Below are 15,828 nucleotides of genomic sequence, written 5' to 3' on the forward strand. Positions count from 1 at the left end.
CTCCTTTAGTGAAGGTTCAAGTGGAAGGATTCTTCTTGCGCAGTTTCCGCAGCGTGCCGTCAAAAAGGCTCGGTCTGATTTTGGTTTTGGCCAGATCAGGCCCGAAAACCGGGAAACCGGCCACTTCCACAGAAATAGCGTCAAAAGCGCAGGCCTGCGTCATGCACTTCATGCAGTTGACGCACTCGCAGCTGTTGGGATTCTCGTTGAATTTGATCTCCACTGGACAGACGCGGTGGCAGGCCCCGCAGCCGGTGCAGTTCTCCTCGTTGAGCTGAAGCCGGATGAGCTGAAAGCGGCTGAAGAGGGCGTAGAAGGCTCCCAGCGGGCAGGCGGTGCGGCAGAAGGGCCGCGAGGCGAAGACTGACCAGAAGGTGAAGCTGAGGGCTATGGCCAGCTTGTTGATAAACAGCCAGCCCACCGCGCCGCGCAGATTCGGATCAAGAATCAGCATCGGGATGCCTGCTTGAAAAGTGCCTGCCGGACAGACGTATTTGCAGAACCACGGCTGGCCCATGCCGCTGCTGCTGACAAAAATCAGCGGAAAAACGATGACCAGCAGCACGAGGACAGCGTATTTCAGCCAAGCCAGCGGCGCGGGAATGGAAAATTTGCGCGAGGGCAGCTTGTGCAGCAGCTCCTGAAAAAAGCCGAAGGGGCAGGCCCAGCCGCAGATGAAGCGGCCAAAGACCGCGCCGAACATGCCGATGGAGCCGACGACGAAAGAGCCGAGATAATACTGGCCGAATTCGATTGAGCTGCGGGCGTTGGCCAAGAGCTGCTGGAGGCTGCCCATCGGACAGAAGGCGGTCGAGGAGGGGCAGGAGTAGCAGTTCAGCCCCGGCGAGCAGACCACCTTCATCGGCCCCTTGTAGATGGTGCGGGTCCACGGGAAGGCCATGTAGCCGTTGACCAAGAAAAACCAGACACCCTGCACCCACTTCCGCGCACGTTCCATGACTTATCCTATGCCGATGCAGCTCAGGCAAATGGATTTGGCCTGCTCCAGCACCCGCGCCGGCTCGTTCAGCGTCACCCCGACCACCCAGAGCAGCAGGAAAAAGACCAGCAGCACGAACGGGGTCTTGCGAATTGCGATTTTTTTTCTCATGCGCCTCTCCGTTGGAAAAAATCAGATACTGGTATATAAAACTGGCGCAGGCTCTGTCAAGCATTTTCGGGTCTGGAGCTGTCAGGCAGCCGCCGCCGTCAGACGCAATTTCTCCTGTGCAATTCCTGCGCTGGCGGAGTACAGTGCGGCATTTTCCGGCGCACTCTTTCTTTCAACCTGCGGCAATCATGTTCACCACCGACATTCTCATCATCGGCAGCGGCGTGGCCGGCCTGTCCTTCGCCCTCAAGGCCGCGTCGTTCGCCCGCGTTGTCCTGATTACCAAAAAGAAAAAAGCTGACACAGCCACCAACCTTGCACAAGGCGGCGTGGCGGCAGTGCTCTCCGCTGAAGACCGGCTGGAGGATCACATCAGCGACACGCTCATTTCCGGCGACGGCCTTTGCAATGAGGACATTGTCCGCCTCGTCGTGACCGAAGGCCCGGAGCGCGTGCGCGAGCTGGCCGCGCTGGGCGTAAATTTCCAGCGCGGCCAGAGCGGCGGCGAATTTGACCTCGGCATGGAGGGCGGCCATTCGGCCCGGCGGGTCGCGCACGCCAAAGACCTCACGGGCCGTGAGATTGAGACGGCCTTGCTCGCCCAAGTCTATGCCAATCCGCAGATTGAGGTGCTGGAAGATCACATGGCCATTGATCTGCTGATCGAATCCAAGGTCACAGGCCGGAAAGAGGGCGATGACCGCTGCCTTGGCGCGTATGTGCTCAATCGGGGCACAGGCGAGGTTGAGACGTGGCGGGCGAAAGTCACTGTGCTGTGCAGCGGCGGCTGCGGCAAGGTCTACCGCTACACCACCAATCCCGACATCGCCACCGGCGACGGCGTGGTCATGGCTTGGCGGGCCGGGGCGCAGGTGGCCAACTTGGAGTTTGTCCAGTTTCACCCCACCTGCTTTTTCAACCGCTATGTCAAGAACTTCCTCATCTCCGAGGCGGTGCGCGGCGAGGGCGGCATCCTGCTCAACGAGCAGGGACAGCCCTTCATGCGGCAGTACGACCGCCGGGGCGACTTGGCCACGCGGGACGCGGTGGCGCGGGGCATTGACGCGGAGATGAAAAAAAGCGGCGCGGACTGCGTCTATCTCGACATCAGCCACAAAGGCCGAGACTTCCTCCAGCAGCGTTTTCCCAACATCCACAGCACCTGTCTGCAATACGGCATTGACATCAGCAGCCAGCCGATTCCGGTGGTGCCTGCGGCGCATTACATGTGCGGCGGCGTGCGGGCGGATGAATGGGGGCGGAGCACGGTCGGCAATCTTTTCGCCTTGGGCGAAACCGCCTGCACCGGCCTGCACGGCGCGAACAGACTGGCAAGCAACTCGCTGCTGGAGGCGGTGGTTTTCGCCCACCGGGCCGCGCTCTGGCTGCGGCGGAACTGGCCGGAGCTGCAAAGCCAGCCGCTGCCCAAAGTGCAGGCGTGGCGCACCGGCTTCGCCCGCTCCATTGAGGAAAACGTGCTGATCAGCTACAACTGGGATCAGGTGCGCCAGCTCATGTGGGATTATGTCGGCATCGTCCGCAGCCGGAAGCGGCTTCAGCTTGCGGCCCGGCAGCTCGCGCCGATTCTTGCCGAAACCAAGGAGCATTTCCATGACTACCTGCTCACGCCCGATTTAGTGGAGCTGCGCAACATCGTCCTGATCGCCGAGCTGATCATCCGCAGCGCAGCTCTGCGGCAGGAGTCGCGGGGGCTGCATTACATCACTGATTTCCCAGATAAAAACGACGGACTGTTCGGTCAGGACACAGTGTTGGAAAAGAACGGCAGATAACAAGCCGGTTCAGCCGCTTGCAGAAGGCATCCTTTTGCGGCGATGCCTATGTTGTCGATGAAGCGGCGTGGATTTATTTGTTTTGGCCGGGCGGCGGCGCAAGCAGACAGATCAGAGCCGCAGCCTTGTGCTGTGCGCCATGCCGAACAAGCCGCGCGGCCTGAACGTCAGGATGACCAGAATAATCGAATAGGCGATCAAGTCGCGCAAAGTGGACGGGAAGATGGTGGCGGTGAAAATTTCAATTGCGCCGAGCAGATATCCGGCCAAGGCCGCGCCCATGATCGAGCCGCGTCCGCCAAGAATGGCGGCGACGAAGGCTTTCCAGCCGAGCAGCACGCCCATGTGCGGGTCCAGCACCGGATAGGCTTGGCCGTAGAGTATGCCTGCTGTCGAGGCCAGGCCCGCGCCGACAGCGAACGTCAGCGGGGCCAGCACGTTGACCGAAATGCCCATCAGCGGCACCGCGTGGAATTCAGAGGACATCGCCCGCATGGCCATGCCCCATCTGCTTTTTTGGATGAAAGCGTGCAGGCCGAGCATCAGGATCAGCGAGACACCGATGATCAGTGCCTTGACATTGGTCAGATACACGCCGCCCAGATTCCACGTTTGCGTCTCGATCAAGGCCGGAAAACTGAGCCGCCGGGTGCCGAGCAGAATCAGGTTGCCGGTCTCCAAGATGATGCCGATCATCAGGCCGGTGATCGCGGCGGAGGCGCGCGGCGCATGACGCAGGGGCCGGTAGCCGACGGCCTCGACCAGAACGCCGAGCCAGGCGGAGAGAAACATGGTGATCAGCACGGTGAGCAGGAACACCGCCCAGCCCGGCAGGACTGCGCCGCAGAGAGTCAGCAGCAGCGTGGCCACGCCGAAGCCGATGTAGGTGCCGGTCATGAAGATGTCGCCGTGGGCGAAATTGAAGAGCATCAGCACGCCGTAAACCATCGAGTAGCCGATGGAGATCACAGCGTAAAAGCTGCCCCACTGCAAGGCGTTGATCAAATTCTGAAAAAATTGTTCCATAGCGCGGCGGCTGATTTTGTTCAGCTGGGACAGCAGGTTGCTCTTGCAGGAATGTACCGCATCAAGGAAGGCAGCGCAAGAAGCGATCCGCGTCTGCCGCCAGTTTTGCCCCCTGGGTAATTTTTTCTCACCCTTTGTAAAAAAACATTGCTTAATCCTCAGAACAGTGCTACGTATTTGGTGAAAATACTACCCCGCTGTGAGACTTGCAAACATGCCTATGAACAACGCTTCCGCTGTGAAAGAAATTCTTGTCGCCCCGCTGGCCGCCCGCCGCGAAGCCTTGGGGCTGGCCGCCGCCATCTGCGTCATCCTCCTGCTGGTGGGACTGCGCGTTGCCCAAGTCGCGCCGCAGCAGGCCGGAGCCGAGCTGCAAGCCTGGCAGATGCAGGACATCAAGCTGAAAAATCAGGCCCCGGTGCTCTACCGCTCGCTGCTCGGCGCGGCAGACACCATCACCTGGCTGAAGGAGACCAACGGCAGCTGGCCGGATGTCGCTGTCCTGCAAGCGGAGAACCTGCCGCCCTTTGCCGCCAAGTTTCTCCCTGCCGGGCTGGGCGGCTTCAGCTGGCAGCTGCGGCAGGGCGCGGGCTGGGCCGACTACTACGGCATCAACGCCAAGGCGGCGGCTGAGGAAAAAAGCGGGGCTGATCCGCTGGAGAACAGCTTCATTCTCCGCATCATTGATTTGCAAAGCGGCCAGCCCTATCCCTACCAGATGGCGCGGCAGGAGCCGGGCAAGGCGGAGCGTTTCGCCGCCCAGATCTGGATCAATCTGAAACCTGCCGACTACCCCGACGGCCCGCCGGAAGCGCGCGGCTGGAAGTGGGTGGTCAGCGGCCTCAACTGAGCGGACAGACCGGCTGCCGCCGGTTCTTCCTCCTTATTTTTCAAGCAACATGGTGACATCAGCATGAAGAAAGCGACATGCCGCATCTCTGCGGCCTTGGCAGCCCTGCTCCTGAGCCAGATGCCGCAGCAGGCCGGAGCCAATCCCTGCGAACTGACCATCGGCGTTTCCCTGCATCCGTATTATTCGTGGGTGAAAAACATCGTCGGCGACGCGGCGGATGTGACAACCTTGGTTCCGCCGGATGTGGATCCGCACACCTATCAGCCGACACCTGCGGACATGGTCCGGCTGGAAGGGCTGGACGCAGTGGTGGTCAACGGTGTCGGCCATGACGAGTTCATCACGCCGATGCTGAAGGCCATAGACAACCCGATGCTGCACGTGCTGGACACCAGCAAGGGTCTGCCGCTGATTCCCTCCTTCAACGACCGGCAGTACGCCTTTGAGGAGCAGGAAGGCGGCGGCGCGGCCAAGGTTTCTTACAACAGCCACACGTACATTGCTGTCACCGGCGCGATCCAGCAGATGCAGATGCTCAACCGGGAGCTGGGCAAGCTCTGCCCGGAGCAGGCGGCGGTCTTCACCGGCAATCTGCGCGACTACGCTGCCAAGCTGCGCAACATGCTCCAGGAGACACTGAGCCGGATTCAAGGTCTCAAGATGGAGAACCTGCGCATCGCCACAGTGCATGACGGTTACTCGTACCTCTTCCAAGAGCTGGGCATTGAAGTCAGCGCGGTGGTGCAGCCCCGGCACGGAGTCACGCCGAGCAGCAAGCAGCTTCAGGACACCATCAAGCGGATCAAGCAGGCGAAGGTCAATGTCCTCTTCGGCGAGATGGATTACGAGAAAAAATACGTTGACATCATCTTCCAAGAAACCGGCTGCCGCCTCTACGCGCTCTCGCATATCTCCAACGGCGAGTACAGCAAAGAGCATTTTGAGCAGACCATGAAGAAGAACATGGATATCATCGTCCAGGCTCTGACCGAGGCTGCCGGAAGAAGTGCTGCTGCTGCGCCTGCGGGAATTCAGGATATGATGAACCAGCAGATGCAGGGTGCAGCCAAGCAGATGCAGGAGAAGATGCAGCAGCAGATGCAGAACGCTGTCCCGGCCATTCAGCAGGAGCAGATGAGCAAGGCCATGGGCCAGCAGGCGCAGCAGGTGCAGGGCGCGATGCAGCAGAACGTCCAGCAGGCCGTGCCCGCTGTGCAGCAGCAGCAGATGCAGGACGCGGCCAAGCAGATGCAGGAGAAGATGCAGCAGCAGATGCAGAACGCTGTCCCGGCCATTCAGCAGGAGCAGATGAGCAAGGCCATGGGTCAGCAGGCGCAGCAGGTGCAGGGCGCGATGCAGCAGAATGTCCAGCAGGCCGTGCCCGCTGTGCAGCAGCAGCAGATGCAGGACGCGGCCAAGCAGATGCAGGAGAAAATGCAGCAGCAAATGCAGAACGCTGTCCCGGCCATCCAGCAGGAGCAGATGAGCAAGGCCATGGGCCAGCAGGCGCAGCAGGTGCAGGGCGCAATGCAGCAGAATGTCCAGCAGGCCGTGCCCGCTGTGCAGCAGCAGCAGATGCAGAAGGCGGCCCAGCAGGTGCAGGACAGCATGAAGCAGAATCCGCCCCCCGCAGCGCCGCCGCAGGCCAAGCCGTGACCGCCGCCGAACAGCGTAATCTCCTGGAGATCACGGATTTGTCCGTGACCCTCCGGGGGAGCAGGATACTCGACGGCATCAATGTGCAGGTGCGGAAAGGGCATATCCACGCCCTGACCGGCCCCAACGGCGCGGGCAAAACCACCCTGATGCGCAGCGTCATGGGCGGAATGCCGCATCAAGGAACCATCCGCTTCCTCTTCCGGGAGAGCTGCCGGGTCGGCTATGTGCCGCAGTTTCTGGAGTTTGATCACTCCGTGCCGATCACGGTCTTCGACTTCCTCTTCCTGATGCTGAAAAAAGTGCCGATCTTCATAGGCCGCCGTCGGGCGATGCGGGCGCGGATCACGGAGATTCTCTCCGCGACCAACTGCGCCCACCTGATCGACCGCTGCGTCGGCCAGCTCTCCGGCGGCGAGTTCCGCCGGGTGCTGCTGGCGCAGGCGCTGGAGCCGAAGCCGGAGCTGCTGCTGCTTGACGAGCCAGCCAGCAACATTGACGAAGTGGGCATCCGCCAGTTCGAGGAGATGCTGGTCAGCCTGCGCGACACGCACGGCATCACCATCCTGATGGTCAGCCACAGCATGGACATGATCAACCGCGTCGCCGACCGGGTCACGGCCATCAACCGCAGCGTCTTCTACGACGGCAGCCCGGACGGCCTGACGCACTCCGACCTGCTGCGGCAGTATAAATTTTTGGGATAGCATTTCAGCCCGCAGGATTGCCGATGAATCTGCGCTTTGAATGGGATGAGAGCAAGGCTGCCAGCAATCTCAAAAAGCACAAGGTCAGCTTTGATGAAGCGAGCACGATCTTCAGCGATCCTTTGGCAGCAATCTTTGATGACGAGGAGCACTCGTCTCCCCAAGAGCAGCGGGAGCTGATCATCGGCGTTTCCGTTAAAAAACGCTTGCTGGTGACAAGTTTCACCGAACGGCGGCCAGAGGTTGTCCGCATCATCAGCTCGCGTCCGGCAACAAAACATGAACAGGCTGACTATGAAGAAAACATCTGGCGCTTCAAACCCTGATGAGCTGAAGCCGGAATACAGCTTGGACTACCGCAAGGCGCGGCCCAACCGGTTTGCCCCGCAGAAGGATGCTGTTCTTGTGGCCCTTGACCCTGACGTGGCGCAGATTTTCACTTCGGCGGAGCATGTGAACGCTGTGCTGCGGGCGTTGATCCACACCATGCCTAACATTGCCATGCCCAAGGCGGGCTGATCTCTCATGGAATTCATCTACACGCTCTTCAAAGGCTGGACCGCCGCTGGCTGGCTGCCCGCGATTTTTGAACACGCCTTCATGGTGCGCGGCCTGCTCGCCGCCCTGATCATCGGCCCGCTGCTGGGCGCGGTTGGCACAGTGGTGGTGACGAAGAAGCTCTCCTTTTTCACGCAGACCATCGGCAACGCGGCCATGAGCGGGGTGGCCATCGGCCTGCTGCTCGGCGAGCCTGCGGACGGCACCTACGCCGGGCTGTACGGCTTCTGCCTGATCGTCGCCCTGCTGATGACCTTTGTCAAAAACCGCACCCGCTTAGCCAACGACACCATCATCGGCGTGGTGCTGGCGCAGACGCTGGGCCTCGGCATCATCCTGATGATCGTCGTGACCAGCCAGTTCAACATCCATCAGGTCGAGGGCATCCTCTTCGGCAGCCTGATCACCCTGACCGACAAAGACCTGCTCGTCCTGGCCGTGACCGCGCTGGCCGCCGGCATCCTTTTCGCCTGCAACTTCAACCGCTTCATGCTCGCCAGCTTCAACAAAACCTTGGCCAAGGCGCGCGGGCTGTCGCCAGTCTTCCTTGAATATTTCTTTGTCGTCCTGATGACGGCGGTGGTGGTCGCCAGCCTCAAGCTGATCGGCTCGCTCTTGGTGCTGGTGTTGATCGTGGTGCCTGCCGCCGGAGCGCAGCTGCTGGCCTCGAACCTGCGCCGCTTTGTCTGGCTCAGCGTGCTGTTTTCAACAATCAGCACGGTGCTGGGCCTGCTCCTCTCCGGCTTCCTGCCGGTGCCCAGCGGCGCAGTGATCGCGGTGGTGTCGAGCCTGCTCTTTTACGCGGCCCTGCTCCTGCGGCCCTTGCTGGCCAAAGGCGGGCCGAATCAGGGGGAAATCTGAATCCGGCGCGGCAGCCTCATGCCGCGTTTCTCTTCAATTTAAAAAAAGGAAGGAAGATCGTGCGCAAGCTCATCAAACAATCAGTCTCCGCCTTTGCCGGAGCCGCGCTGCTGCTCTCCGCCGCCGCATCTTTTGTGCAGGCCCACGGCACCAACCTCTGGTGCTATGTGGAAAAAGGCAAGGTTTATGTCGAAGGCTCGTTCATGGGCAGCGGCAGAGTCTTGCAGAACGGCAAAGTGATCGTGCTCAACGACAAGGAGGAAAAAATCCTTGAGGGCCAGACCGACAAAGAGGGCAAGTTCAGCTTTGAGCCGCCGTACAAGGGCAAAATGACCATTCTGCTCAAGTCTGACGAGTCACACAGCGCGGATTTTGAGCTGACCGAGCAGGATTTTCTTGACGCGGAGGCGGAGGAAAAGACGGCGGCTGAGGCAGCTTCAGCAAAATAGAAGCAGCGCGTTGCCGTTACGAATCAATCTGTTCTGACGCTGATGCGAAGCGGGCTGTCAAATTTGACAGCCCGCTTCGTTTTGCTGGATTTGAAAAAAACGCCCGGCCTGTAGGGTGTTTTACCCAGAAGAATGAGGCGCGCGCCTCATTGTCTGGGCAGAAGGAATTGTGCTACTCTGCCTATGGCAGCCTTCACAGGCAGATGCGGAAGGCTTATTTCAATAACTCCATGATCAACAAGAAGAGAATGATGACGAAATCAGTTCAAACCATCACGGTGCTGGCTGCGGCTTTGCTGCTCGGCGCGTCCGCCGCCTCGGCGCTGGAAATCAAATCCGGCAGCGACAAGGTGCAGCTCCAGCTCTCCGGCGAGGTGAACCGGGCGGTGATGTATGCCGACGACGGTCTCGAAGACAAATTTTTTCACGTTGACAACACCCACTCCGAGACTAAGGTCGGCTTGAGCGGTGAAGTCGCGGCCACAGAATGTTTGACCGCAGGCAGCAATTTGGAGTTCAAATGGCAGGACAATCCGTCCATCGCCGTTTCAATGGAAGAGGAAAGCATCTCCGGCGAATTCGAGGCCGAGCTGATTGAACTGTATTTCGCGCACAGCACGGCAGGCACCCTGACCATCGGCAAGGGTTCCGCCGCTTCGGATGAAAGCTCGGAGATTGACCTTTCCGGCACCGACATGATCGGCAACGCGGGCGTGGCTGATTTGGGCGGCGGGTTCGCCTTCTATGACGCGGCGGCGGGAGCGTACAGCGACTTCACGGCGGAGTCTGTTTTTCACGGCGGCATATCCACTGAAGGCTTGGGAAAAATCAACCGTGCGCTGTATGAAACTCCGGATTTCGGCGGCTTCACCTTCGGCGCGTCTGCGGGCGAATCTGAGATGGTTGATTTCTCTCTCAGCTATTCCGGCGAGTTCGGCGGCAATCAGCTGGAAGCCAAGGCCGCGTGGTCCAATCCCGGCGAAGGCTGGACGCAGATCAACGGCGCAGCCTCGCTCCTGCTTGATTCCGGCCTGAACTTCACTGTGGCCGCCTCCGCGAAAGACGTGGACGAGATGCCCGCTGATGGCGACGATCCGACTATGTTTTACGGCAAGATCGGCTATCAGTGCGACAAGCTCTCCTCTTTCGGCACCACCGCGATTTCGCTTGACTACGGCATCTTCAACAATGCCGCCGCGCTGGACATCGGGCAGGAGGCCACGGCGATGGGCGTGCAGCTGGTGCAGGAGCTGGCTGACTACAGCGCCGCGCTCTTTGCCGGTTATCGCCTCTTCTCCTTGGAGGACAACACCGGCGCGAACTACGAGGACATCTCCGTCGTCATGGCCGGAGCGCAGTTCAGCTTCTAAGCCACTCCAAGCAGCAGGGCGGCCACGATGCGCGTCCGTCCTGCTTTTCCACGCTCTCCCGCCTCAGCTTGACACCTTTTCCGCACGTCTTATCTTTTCCCGCAGAGAGAAAAAAATCTCCGCCATTTTTGGCGACAACACGGGGGAAAAGCCATGAAGTTAGACAAATTCACTGTCAAATCGCAGGAAGCGGTGCAGGCCGCCGTCAGCTTGGCCGAGCAGTTCGGCAATCAGGAAATTCAGCCGGAGCACCTGCTCAAGGCGGTGCTGGAGCAGCCCGAAGGCGTTGCGGTTCCGGTTTTGCAGAAAATGGGCGCGAACCCTGCCGCCGTCCTCAGCGAAACCCAGCAGCTGATTGACAAGCTGCCCAAGGTCAGCGGCAGCGGCGCGGGCCAGGTTTATCCGTCCCAGAATTTCAGCAAAGTGCTTGATCAGGCGTTCAAAGAAGCCTCGGCCATGCAGGACGAGTATGTCAGCCAAGAGCATCTTTTCCTCGCTGTCCTCAAAAGCGGCCACTTGGCTGCTGCGAAAATACTGGAGCGGCTTGGCATCACGGCGGACAAATTTCTGCAAGCCCTGACCGCCATTCGCGGCAACCAGCGCGTGACCGACCAATATCCTGAAGACAAATATCAGGCCCTCGAAAAATACGCCCGCAACCTCACCGATGTTGCCCGCAGAGGCAAGCTCGATCCGGTCATTGGCCGTGATGAAGAAGTGCGCCGGATCATTCAGGTTCTCAGCCGCCGCACCAAGAACAACCCGGTGCTGATCGGCGAGCCGGGCGTGGGCAAAACCGCGATTGTCGAGGGCTTGGCGCAGCGCATCGTCAACGGCGACATCCCGGCCTCGCTGCGCGGCAAGCAGGTGCTGGCCCTTGATCTCGGCCTGCTCATCGCGGGCGCGAAATACCGGGGCGAATTTGAAGACCGGCTCAAGGCGGTTCTGAAAGAGGTGGAGAAAAAAGCGGGCGAGATCATTCTCTTTATTGATGAGATTCATACCCTTGTCGGCGCAGGTTCGGCGGAAGGCTCAATGGATGCCTCCAACATGCTCAAGCCTGCCTTGGCTCGCGGCGAGCTGCACTGCGTTGGCGCGACCACGCTGGACGAATACCGCAAATATATTGAGAAAGATGCGGCCCTCGAACGCCGTTTCCAGCCGGTTTTGGTGCAGGAGCCGAGCGAGGAGGACACCATCGCCATCCTGCGCGGCATCAAGGAAAAGTACGAGGTGCATCACGGCGTGCGCATTCAGGATGCCGCGACTGTGGCGGCGGTTGTGCTTTCCAGCCGCTACATCAGCGACCGTTTTCTGCCGGACAAAGCCATTGATCTGATTGATGAAGCCGCGTCGCGTCTGCGCATTGAGATTGACTCCATGCCCACCGAAATTGACGAGCTGGAGCGCAAGCGGATCAAGATGGAGATCGAGCAGGAGGCTCTCAAGAAGGAGAAGGACAAGGCTTCGCAGGAGCAGCTTGAGCGGCTGAAGAAAGACTTGGCCGAACTCAACGACAAGCTGAATGGCATGAAAGGCCAGTGGCAGCTGGAAAAAGATGTCATCCAGCGCATCCGGGCGATTAAAACCAAGATTGACGAGGCCCGCAGCGAGGAGCAGCGGGCGGAGCGGGCCGGTGATCTGAGCAAGGTGGCTGAAATCCGTTATGGCCGCATTGTTGCCTTGGAAAAGGAGATGGAGGCCGAGAACCGCAGGCTGGCTGAGGTGCAGCAGGATCATCAGATGCTCAAGGAGGAGGTCAGCGCGGAGGACGTGGCGGCGGTTGTCGCCAAATGGACGGGCGTGCCGGTGGACAAGCTGCTCGAAGGCGAGAAGGAAAAGCTGGTGCAGGCCGAGAAGCAGCTTGCCCGGCGCGTGATCGGCCAGAAAGAGGCCATCGCTTCGGTCGCCAATGCGGTGCGGCGCGCCCGTGCCGGATTGCAAGACCCGGACAGGCCGCTCGGCTCCTTCATTTTCCTTGGCCCGACCGGTGTCGGCAAGACCGAGCTGGCCCGCAGCTTGGCGGATTTCCTCTTTGATTCTGAGCAGGCCATGATCCGCATTGACATGAGCGAATACATGGAGAAGCACTCCGTGGCCCGCCTGATCGGCGCGCCTCCTGGCTATGTCGGCTATGATGAAGGCGGAATGCTGACCGAAGCTGTGCGCAGGCGGCCTTATTCTGTCGTGCTGCTGGATGAAATTGAAAAGGCGCACCCGGATGTCTTCAACGTCCTGCTGCAAGCTCTCGATGATGGCCGCATGACTGACGGCAAAGGCCGCACGGTTTCTTTCAAGAACACGATCATTATCATGACTTCCAATCTTGGCAGTCAGATCATCATGGAGCTTGGACAGAACAACCAGGAAGCAATGCGGCGGCAGGTGGATGAATTGCTGCACCGGCAGTTCAAACCGGAATTCCTCAACCGGGTTGATGAAATCATCACCTTCCACGGCCTGAGCCGCGAGGACTTGCTTCAGATTGTCGATATCCAAATTGCAAGGATGGCGAAACGGCTGGCCGACCGCAAGTTCTCTGTCGAATTAACCGAGGCGGCCAAGCTCTTCTTGGTGGAGAGCGGCTATGATCCCGCCTACGGTGCGCGGCCTTTGAAGCGGGCTATTCAAAGGCAGATTGAAGATCCGCTGGCTTTAGAGATATTAGAAGGGAGGTTCAGCGAGGGGGACAGGATTGTGGTGGATAAGGGGGAGGAGGGAGGACTGGTGTTTGGGAAGAAATGACGGCTGTCTGCGGGCAAAAGGGCGGATAAGAGTCCGCCCGTCCTCTTTTACACGCTGATTTTTCCAACTGCCGGAACTGATGTTTTCAGATCAATGCCAGCTCCTGTTGTCACAGTAAAGACAATCGTGATGTCACCTTTGGCTTCCATCGTCGCATCCGTCACTTCAAGGCCGCTGAACTCATACAATATCGTCCCCTTTTCATCTTTCAGCACCCATGACGCACTGACAAGAGGATCACCTTCTTTATCCTTGAAGTGTCCGATCAAGCTTATTTTTCCATCTTTCACATCAGTTGAGTCAATAAATGCCTCTGGTGCGCCTACTGTCACTCCGGCACGAGCGATGATTGGCGGGATGGAAAGAATCAGGCTCGAAGTGGCAAGCGAATTTGTTGGCAGAAAAGAAAGTCCCAACAGCAGTGCGGCATTAATCCATCTGTTATTCATGGTCTGCTCTCATACGTTCAAAGTGTTCGTTTACCTTCCAAATTGATAAAGTAAAGAATTGACAATATCCGCCACAGCGGGATTGTCAAATTTCTTCTCTGCGGCTTCTCTGCTGAACACAGCCGCAGCCTGCTCGTTATTTTCCAAAGCAGTGCGCAGCCATGCTTCTGCAATCTGGCTGTCTTCCTCAGCGGCATTGCTTGCCCAGTCAAGCAGGCTGACAACGGCCTGCTCATTGCTGCTGTGCGCCAGCGCATATCCAGACGCATAGGCCGTAGGATTGCTGACAGGATTTTTTCTCAGGGTTTCACCAAGAATCTGAATTGCTTCAGGCTTGTTTGCAGCGGCAAGAGCATCGGCGACGAGCAGGTTTTTCCCGGAAGAGAAATCGACCTCTCCATCTAATGACTTGAAAAGCAGATTGATGCCGTTTTCTGTGCCAATCCCTGCAATTGCCTTCGCGACAGCAGATTCAATCATTTCATCGCCGTCCGCGTTTCGCCATGCTTGTTCCAGCGGATGCGGATTTTTCGCAAAGAGATCATCACGCCAATTGGAATAACCCATTTGCAGAAAAACCTGCGCCAGCTGCTCCTTGGCGGTTCCGTCGTTCAGCGCAGGGATCAATGCGGCCAGTGCCTGGATGGCATCAAGTGTCCCAAGTTTGCCAAGAAAATTGATCAGGTAGATTTCCTCGTCATCGGTCAAGGTATTGTAGGCCAGCAGTTCGCTGATGCTCTCCAAGAGCGCAGGATTGTCTGTTTTTCGCAGCCGCTCGGTGAGTTCCGCTGCAATTTGATCTTTTTCCGCCGCGCTGGCTGTATTCCACAGCATATCTTTTAATTTTTGCAGCAGTTCATCGTCATTGAATTGACCAACTATTCTGAAACGTTGTTCATTTTCAGTCTCACGCTTGACTGCTGGATGGTTAGCTTTGTCTTTACGTTCCAGAGCATCAGTTCTAACAGGCTGCGTATTTATTGTGTCAGGATATTTTTCTTTGACTGAATTCTGATTTCCTTCCAAGGCTGTATCAGCCTTCGCCTGCTGGCGGACGGCAGCATCGTTAAAGGAAATTTTTTGCTGATTATGGTGAAAGAAGAAGAAATATATTCCTATCCCAGAGACAGCAATAAGAATATACATGGCAATCTTTTTATCATCAGCAGTCATAATAAACCTGCGATTAGCTCAGAGGTGATTTGATAACCATGCCGCCTGAATATGCGGCATGGATTCAGCTATGACATCAACTTGTTACTGAGCAGGAATCTCAGTAGTAAACCATTGACGTACAGTACCATTGCTACTGAAATCGTAACTTCCTCCAAAGACTGTGCCAAGAGGAACACTCGTATCCCACTGTGCGTTACCGCAATCAGTGCTTGTATATGCACTGATATGAACATGAGCATATCCTCCATCGCCTGCACAACCATTTGGGCCGCAAAGGATACCTATTGGAGTCCCTTGAGAAACTGAACCAGAAATTACTCTGGTAGCATCACTCTTCATATGCCCGAGTTTAACAGAAGCAATATTGCTTCCGTGACCGTTTGAGATAGTATTTTGAAGCGTTAAACATGTAATATCTGGATAATTGTTGCCGATCCATGCGATCATTCCAGCCGCTGGCGCAACAACAATTTGATTTTCTGAACCAGATGGATTTCCCCAACATGCCGTATTGCCAAGATTCCCAGTTCCATAGGCAAAGTCAAAGGAATGTATCAGAGTGCCTGTATGGGTTGGACTGGAGTTGTACCCTTGACATATCTGCCAAACATTATTTCGCTCCTGAAATGGGAAAACAAAAGCTCCCGCGCTGGTTCCTGCCGACAGCGTCGCCTTGAGATTGTAGCTTCCCGCTGCAAAGCCGTACACGCTGATGTACCATGTCGCGCTGCCGCTGTTCGGCAATGTGCAGCTTTCCGATGTCGTTCCGTCGGAATACGGCCTGCACAAATAGGAGGATGAGGTAGGCTCCGCGCCTTTCTGGACATACAAGTCCACGTCCGCGCTCAAGCCGGTCATGTCAACCTTGAGCTGCGTGTCAGACGAAGAGGAAGTGATTTTGTACTTCTTCCATTCATTCTGCCCCGCCGAACCAGAGACCGCCTGGCCGGATGTCAGCGTTGTGATGGTTGATGGGGGCGGCGTGCTTCCCGACAGGGTCGCCTTGAGATTGTAGCTTCCCGCTGCAAAGCCGTACACGCTGATGTACCATGTCGCGCTGCCGCTGTTCGGCAA

16 protein-coding genes are annotated in these 15,828 nt (G+C 57.9%); 10 read left to right on the forward strand and 6 right to left on the reverse strand.

The window, feature by feature from the left end; translation table 11 throughout:
* Nucleotides 1-16: 16 nt before the first annotated feature.
* Both ACNKH3_RS07955 and ACNKH3_RS07960 read right to left on the reverse strand, forming a co-directional pair.
* Nucleotides 17-958, reverse strand: a complete 942-nt coding sequence (locus ACNKH3_RS07955) for a 4Fe-4S binding protein (RefSeq protein ID WP_417915766.1) — start codon at nt 956-958, stop codon at nt 17-19.
* A 3-nt stretch (nt 959-961) separates the two neighbouring features.
* Complete coding sequence (locus tag ACNKH3_RS07960; protein ID WP_417915765.1) at nt 962-1,111, reverse strand: hypothetical protein; 150 nt, start codon at nt 1,109-1,111, stop codon at nt 962-964.
* A gap of 188 nt (nt 1,112-1,299) precedes the next feature.
* On the opposite strand from ACNKH3_RS07960, the gene nadB reads away from it, so the two are divergent.
* The gene (gene nadB / locus ACNKH3_RS07965; protein WP_420208851.1) at nt 1,300-2,904 is read left to right on the forward strand and encodes an L-aspartate oxidase; all 1,605 of its coding nucleotides are present in this window, start codon (nt 1,300-1,302) and stop codon (nt 2,902-2,904) included.
* A 111-nt stretch (nt 2,905-3,015) separates the two neighbouring features.
* Here nadB and ACNKH3_RS07970 read toward each other — a convergent pair whose 3' ends face one another.
* Nucleotides 3,016-3,930 (reverse strand): branched-chain amino acid ABC transporter permease, encoded by a 915-nt coding sequence (locus ACNKH3_RS07970; protein ID WP_420208852.1) that lies wholly within the window; start codon nt 3,928-3,930, stop codon nt 3,016-3,018.
* Between the two features lie 220 nt (nt 3,931-4,150).
* Here ACNKH3_RS07970 and ACNKH3_RS07975 point away from each other — a divergent pair, with 220 nt between their 5' ends.
* The 9 genes from ACNKH3_RS07975 (at nt 4,151) to clpB (ending at nt 13,129) form a co-directional block, all read left to right on the forward strand.
* Complete coding sequence (locus tag ACNKH3_RS07975; protein WP_417916207.1) at nt 4,151-4,780, forward strand: DUF6162 family protein; 630 nt, start codon at nt 4,151-4,153, stop codon at nt 4,778-4,780.
* Between the two features lie 63 nt (nt 4,781-4,843).
* Complete coding sequence (locus ACNKH3_RS07980; protein ID WP_420208853.1) at nt 4,844-6,439, forward strand: metal ABC transporter solute-binding protein, Zn/Mn family; 1,596 nt, start codon at nt 4,844-4,846, stop codon at nt 6,437-6,439.
* On the forward strand, nt 6,436-7,146 hold the full coding sequence (locus ACNKH3_RS07985) for a metal ABC transporter ATP-binding protein (protein WP_420208854.1): 711 nt from the start codon (nt 6,436-6,438) through the stop codon (nt 7,144-7,146). The genes ACNKH3_RS07980 and ACNKH3_RS07985 overlap by 4 nt, the downstream gene beginning before the upstream one ends.
* 23 nt (nt 7,147-7,169) lie before the next feature.
* Nucleotides 7,170-7,472, forward strand: a complete 303-nt coding sequence (locus tag ACNKH3_RS07990; RefSeq protein WP_420208855.1) for a BrnT family toxin — start codon at nt 7,170-7,172, stop codon at nt 7,470-7,472.
* Nucleotides 7,441-7,665, forward strand: a complete 225-nt coding sequence (locus ACNKH3_RS07995; protein WP_420208856.1) for a hypothetical protein — start codon at nt 7,441-7,443, stop codon at nt 7,663-7,665. The genes ACNKH3_RS07990 and ACNKH3_RS07995 overlap by 32 nt, the downstream gene beginning before the upstream one ends.
* A 6-nt stretch (nt 7,666-7,671) precedes the next feature.
* A complete protein-coding gene (locus ACNKH3_RS08000) occupies nt 7,672-8,565 on the forward strand; it encodes a metal ABC transporter permease (RefSeq protein WP_420208857.1) in 894 nt (297 codons plus the stop codon).
* A gap of 59 nt (nt 8,566-8,624) precedes the next feature.
* Nucleotides 8,625-9,014 (forward strand): hypothetical protein, encoded by a 390-nt coding sequence (locus tag ACNKH3_RS08005; RefSeq protein WP_420208858.1) that lies wholly within the window; start codon nt 8,625-8,627, stop codon nt 9,012-9,014.
* A 251-nt stretch (nt 9,015-9,265) separates the two neighbouring features.
* A complete protein-coding gene (locus tag ACNKH3_RS08010) occupies nt 9,266-10,384 on the forward strand; it encodes a hypothetical protein (protein ID WP_420208859.1) in 1,119 nt (372 codons plus the stop codon).
* Nucleotides 10,385-10,537: 153 nt separating this feature from the next.
* Nucleotides 10,538-13,129: an ATP-dependent chaperone ClpB gene (gene clpB, locus ACNKH3_RS08015; RefSeq protein WP_420208860.1), complete on the forward strand. Its 2,592-nt coding sequence runs from the start codon at nt 10,538-10,540 to the stop codon at nt 13,127-13,129.
* Between the two features lie 47 nt (nt 13,130-13,176).
* Here the strand turns inward: clpB and ACNKH3_RS08020 are convergent, their stop codons facing one another.
* The 3 genes from ACNKH3_RS08020 to ACNKH3_RS08030 form a co-directional block, all read right to left on the reverse strand.
* Complete coding sequence (locus ACNKH3_RS08020) at nt 13,177-13,578, reverse strand: hypothetical protein (RefSeq protein ID WP_420208861.1); 402 nt, start codon at nt 13,576-13,578, stop codon at nt 13,177-13,179.
* Nucleotides 13,579-13,608: 30 nt separating this feature from the next.
* Complete coding sequence (locus tag ACNKH3_RS08025; protein ID WP_420208862.1) at nt 13,609-14,751, reverse strand: hypothetical protein; 1,143 nt, start codon at nt 14,749-14,751, stop codon at nt 13,609-13,611.
* A gap of 84 nt (nt 14,752-14,835) precedes the next feature.
* A partial coding sequence (locus ACNKH3_RS08030; RefSeq protein WP_420208863.1) for a PPC domain-containing protein occupies nt 14,836-15,828 on the reverse strand: 993 nt, incomplete at its 5' end.

The organism is Candidatus Electronema sp. JC, assembly GCF_048287365.2.
GTDB lineage: Bacteria > Desulfobacterota > Desulfobulbia > Desulfobulbales > Desulfobulbaceae > Electronema.

Excerpts from the sequence above, each read along its gene's own strand:
- ACNKH3_RS07955 (WP_417915766.1), bottom strand. The coding sequence starts at position 958 with ATGGAACGTGCGCGGAAGTGGGTGCAGGGTGTCTGGTTTTTCTTGGTC.
- ACNKH3_RS07960 (WP_417915765.1), bottom strand. The coding sequence starts at position 1,111 with ATGAGAAAAAAAATCGCAATTCGCAAGACCCCGTTCGTGCTGCTGGTC.
- nadB (WP_420208851.1), top strand. The coding sequence starts at position 1,300 with ATGTTCACCACCGACATTCTCATCATCGGCAGCGGCGTGGCCGGCCTG.
- ACNKH3_RS07970 (WP_420208852.1), bottom strand. The coding sequence starts at position 3,930 with ATGGAACAATTTTTTCAGAATTTGATCAACGCCTTGCAGTGGGGCAGC.
- ACNKH3_RS07975 (WP_417916207.1), top strand. The coding sequence starts at position 4,151 with ATGAACAACGCTTCCGCTGTGAAAGAAATTCTTGTCGCCCCGCTGGCC.
- ACNKH3_RS07980 (WP_420208853.1), top strand. The coding sequence starts at position 4,844 with ATGAAGAAAGCGACATGCCGCATCTCTGCGGCCTTGGCAGCCCTGCTC.
- ACNKH3_RS07990 (WP_420208855.1), top strand. The coding sequence starts at position 7,170 with ATGAATCTGCGCTTTGAATGGGATGAGAGCAAGGCTGCCAGCAATCTC.
- ACNKH3_RS07995 (WP_420208856.1), top strand. The coding sequence starts at position 7,441 with ATGAAGAAAACATCTGGCGCTTCAAACCCTGATGAGCTGAAGCCGGAA.
- ACNKH3_RS08000 (WP_420208857.1), top strand. The coding sequence starts at position 7,672 with ATGGAATTCATCTACACGCTCTTCAAAGGCTGGACCGCCGCTGGCTGG.
- ACNKH3_RS08010 (WP_420208859.1), top strand. The coding sequence starts at position 9,266 with ATGACGAAATCAGTTCAAACCATCACGGTGCTGGCTGCGGCTTTGCTG.
- clpB (WP_420208860.1), top strand. The coding sequence starts at position 10,538 with ATGAAGTTAGACAAATTCACTGTCAAATCGCAGGAAGCGGTGCAGGCC.
- ACNKH3_RS08020 (WP_420208861.1), bottom strand. The coding sequence starts at position 13,578 with ATGAATAACAGATGGATTAATGCCGCACTGCTGTTGGGACTTTCTTTT.
- ACNKH3_RS08025 (WP_420208862.1), bottom strand. The coding sequence starts at position 14,751 with ATGACTGCTGATGATAAAAAGATTGCCATGTATATTCTTATTGCTGTC.